The following is a 3,318-nucleotide window of genomic DNA, read 5'->3' on the forward strand; positions in this document are numbered from 1 at the left end:
GTTTTTAGCTAGGTCGATACCGCAGAAATAAGAATAATCAGACATGGTGCCTCCGATGCGTTTAAGTACCACATAAGTGTGGCAAATCCTCGGTAGGGGGAGTCCATGTCATTCGTTATACCTTTTGAGGGAAAAATGGACATTGTATTAAGCACTTACAAAGATCCAGCTTATGGGCTTGATTGGCACGAACAAACAGGTGAAATCGAAAGTACGATTAGACATTCACTGATCGAGTCAAAATTTCCGATTGAGTTTTTAATTAGAGAAAGCAATATTGGTCGTGGTGCTGATTATCCAGTAACAGTTATACAAGTTATCTCTGTTCTTGGCTTCGTTGGTTTTGTTATTCCGGAAACACATAAACGGGTCAGGGAATCTTTAGAAGAATGGTCACGTATAAGGGACTATTTTTCAAAGCTGTCAGCTTTGTTATCGCAAAATAATAGTATTATTGCGCTTCCTGATGAAGTCTTGTTTGCAAAGTCTGCTGAAGCGCTACTTACTGAAACCAAAGCAAGCGACGCTGTATTCGTTAGGTATGAATCAATTCATAGTGTTGGTAGCTTTGAGAAGTTTGCTGGTTTAAAGGGTTTCTACTTTGATTGCCAGAACAAGCAGTGGCGAGTAGTTATTGATGGGCAGGGTACGGTAAAACTGATAGAACAGGTATAACGAATAAGGATTAAGGTGTTGCGTAGCCAACACTAAATCCCGAGTGTTGAACAAGCCCGAAGCCACTTTATTAAGTAAATTGTACGATTGAACTTGAAGGGCACACCGCTTTGAGGCTTTTCTCAAGGCGAGCGAGGTCAAGATAAGGTTGCGATAGCAATCTTATCAACCAGTTAACTGTTCTTGGTTTCTTTCGTCGTCATATCTCCTCTGATTTCGCTAATGCCATTCTCTTTATTATCAATGCCTTTCGGCTAGGTGGGTCGGCTTACTCCAACACACGCCATCTCATTTAGGTGGTTTTACTACAAGTTCAGTGAGTTAGTCGCCTTGTTCCAATGATAGAATTAGCGTCAGTCTTTTATTATAGGTAAGCACTGCGATGACAACGAAAAATAGTATATTTCCACCTAACTCTATGGCGCATGACTCCCCAAATAGAACGCAACCGTTAGGTATAGAAGATGCTCGTTATCAAGAGGCTACCAAAGACAGTTTCTTTCCTAAGTGGTCGATAGCCTATGATGCAGAAGCAAGAAGTGGTAAAGGCGTTACGCCTGCAATTACTGATGCGGCAGTGACTCGTCAAAATGCGATAGCAGCGGAAACTGAAGCGGCTAACCCTCAAACTGCGAATACTAATTCATTAGCATCTAGCGATGCCACTTCTAATATAATGAAAACAGTATCTGAGTTGTTTAGCTCAAGCTCTAAAAAATGCTTCGCCTCAAGTATTATTCCTGATGTTGATAAAACTCAATCCATCCCATTAAGAGAATACGGTGAAGTTGCGGTGTTAACATCAGGGAAAAGCACGGACTTTAAGAAGCGCTTTTCTAAAATGACACCAGAGCAAGAGTTGAAAATTTTGTCTGGTACTAGCTTAGTGGATATGACATTAAGCGGATTTAGGTGCTTGGCGCATAACTCACAATAATGAAGAGATTCTTCCTGCGTGGTGTTTATTATTTTGTTCATCAGGCATGAAAGCCGAGCATTTGATTAATCGTGAAGAATTTAATCAATTATCGGATGTAAATACAGAGCTTAAATTACGACTTCAAAATGATGAAAGTGGTAAAGAAGATTTAATCGCTTTTCACCGTGACGGTGAAAAGCTTCCTGTTATTCAAGCTGAGCCAAATCCAGAGAGTGGAAGTAAGGCTTTTAAAGCAACGCTTCCAAGTGGCGTTGTTATTGAGTGGAATGGTGTAAGTAAACAAGGCCCATTATTCCATAATGGCACTGAGCGTAGATTTGGAAGTCTTCGACAAGAAAAAGTACTTCCAAATGACGGTAAGACTCAAGATATTGAGGGTGTTCCTGATGACGCAGTTGAAGAAGTCATTATTGCTTTTCCAAAGCAAAAGTTCATAGAGCCATTGTATTTGACGCTACCGAAATTTAAAGAAGAGTCAAAAATCGCAATCAACCCTAAAAATATGTACTGGCCTCCGTATAACCCGTTAGCAAAAGAAGGGGAGAAAGAGCTGAATGTTGAGTATGTTGAACCAATTAATAGTTTTGGGTTAATGTCACCAGAGGAAGGGCATGAATTCCTACAAAATTTGTATGATGATATGGGCGGTAAAGATACCGTTGGTGATTTTAAGGATTATTATGGTTTAGGTAATGGTGTTTATGATTCGCATAAGGTTGCATCAGGGCTTGGTGGTTTAGGTGTTGTAGCGTATACAAAAAATATTAACGGTAAAGATTGGGTCATCATTAAAAATTTCCGCCGTTACGAACAAACCTTAATGAAAGGTAATAAATGGGGAGCGAATAACCCAAGGGTTATTCAGGCTGGATTAGGTTTAAATGATTTGAAAGGTGCTGTTAGGTATATTAGATTTAATATTGGAGTTGAAATTATTGTTTCTGTAGGAATAAATGCCGCGGATTATATATTGAATGACGAGGCTACATTAGCTGAGTTCGTTGGTAACTCATCAGGAGATATAGTTAAAGGACTGGTATCTATGGGGGTGGGAGCAATAGCTGTTACTATGTTACCAGCAACAGCGACTGTTTTATTATCGGGAACAATATTTGCGGCAGTATCATTCTTAGTTGGTCAAGGGCTTAATGTTTTTGATGAAAATAATGGTTATTCAAAAGATATAAGTAAAGCTGTTGATAGGTTAATGAAATGATTATATTTAAAATTATATTTTGGTTATCGTTCTCAGTTGTAGGCGCGTGGTTTTCATCAGATGCTTTTTTTGTTGCTTTTGGTGAGCCAGAAAAAGTGGTTACAATTGTAGGTATTTTGAATTTGTGGGGAAGTGTTACTTGTACCTTTTTAGGCGTTTATGTTGCATATTATTTTATAATGGAGCGGCTAAAATCCCCGGTGTCACATAAACGGTTTAATATAATAGGCGTGAGTTTAGCTATAGTCATTGCTCCATTATTAACCCTTGGTGTGTATTCAAAAAGTTTATCTAATGTTTCTAGTTATGTAGAATGTGATGGTTTACGAGAATTATCAAGTCGTTACTCTAGTCGAACATATGCAGTATCTGATGAAGTATGTTTGACAGTGGTTGTTGATGAAAAACAATAAATTTTAGGCGCATATAACGAATAAGGATTAAGGTGTTGCGTAGCCAACACTAAATCCCGAGTGTTGAACAAGCC

At 38.7% G+C, this 3,318-nt stretch carries 4 protein-coding genes; all 4 read left to right on the forward strand.

All coding sequences use genetic code 11. The annotated features are described in order from the left end of the window. The first annotated feature begins 105 nt into the window (after positions 1-105). Positions 106-675, forward strand: a complete 570-nt coding sequence (locus ACED53_RS23070; protein ID WP_133153737.1) for a hypothetical protein — start codon at positions 106-108, stop codon at positions 673-675. A 382-nt stretch (positions 676-1,057) separates the two neighbouring features. After that, positions 1,058-1,612 carry a hypothetical protein gene (locus tag ACED53_RS23075; RefSeq protein WP_017099826.1) on the forward strand — a complete coding sequence of 185 codons (555 nt, stop codon included), beginning with the start codon at positions 1,058-1,060 and terminating at the stop codon, positions 1,610-1,612. A 46-nt stretch (positions 1,613-1,658) separates the two neighbouring features. After that, complete coding sequence (locus ACED53_RS23080) at positions 1,659-2,831, forward strand: S-type pyocin domain-containing protein (RefSeq protein WP_017099825.1); 1,173 nt, start codon at positions 1,659-1,661, stop codon at positions 2,829-2,831. Next, positions 2,828-3,244 (forward strand): hypothetical protein, encoded by a 417-nt coding sequence (locus ACED53_RS23085; RefSeq protein ID WP_017098405.1) that lies wholly within the window; start codon positions 2,828-2,830, stop codon positions 3,242-3,244. Before ACED53_RS23080 ends, ACED53_RS23085 begins: the two co-directional genes overlap by 4 nt. Positions 3,245-3,318: the final 74 nt, after the last annotated feature.

It is taken from the genome of Vibrio sp. 1F169, from assembly GCF_041439605.1.
In the GTDB taxonomy this organism is placed as follows: domain Bacteria; phylum Pseudomonadota; class Gammaproteobacteria; order Enterobacterales; family Vibrionaceae; genus Vibrio; species Vibrio tasmaniensis_A.

Bases quoted from the DNA above. Each gene is read 5' to 3' on its own strand.
- ACED53_RS23070 (WP_133153737.1), top strand. From the start codon at position 106: ATGTCATTCGTTATACCTTTTGAGGGAAAAATGGACATTGTATTAAGC.
- ACED53_RS23075 (WP_017099826.1), top strand. From the start codon at position 1,058: ATGACAACGAAAAATAGTATATTTCCACCTAACTCTATGGCGCATGAC.
- ACED53_RS23080 (WP_017099825.1), top strand. From the start codon at position 1,659: ATGAAAGCCGAGCATTTGATTAATCGTGAAGAATTTAATCAATTATCG.
- ACED53_RS23085 (WP_017098405.1), top strand. From the start codon at position 2,828: ATGATTATATTTAAAATTATATTTTGGTTATCGTTCTCAGTTGTAGGC.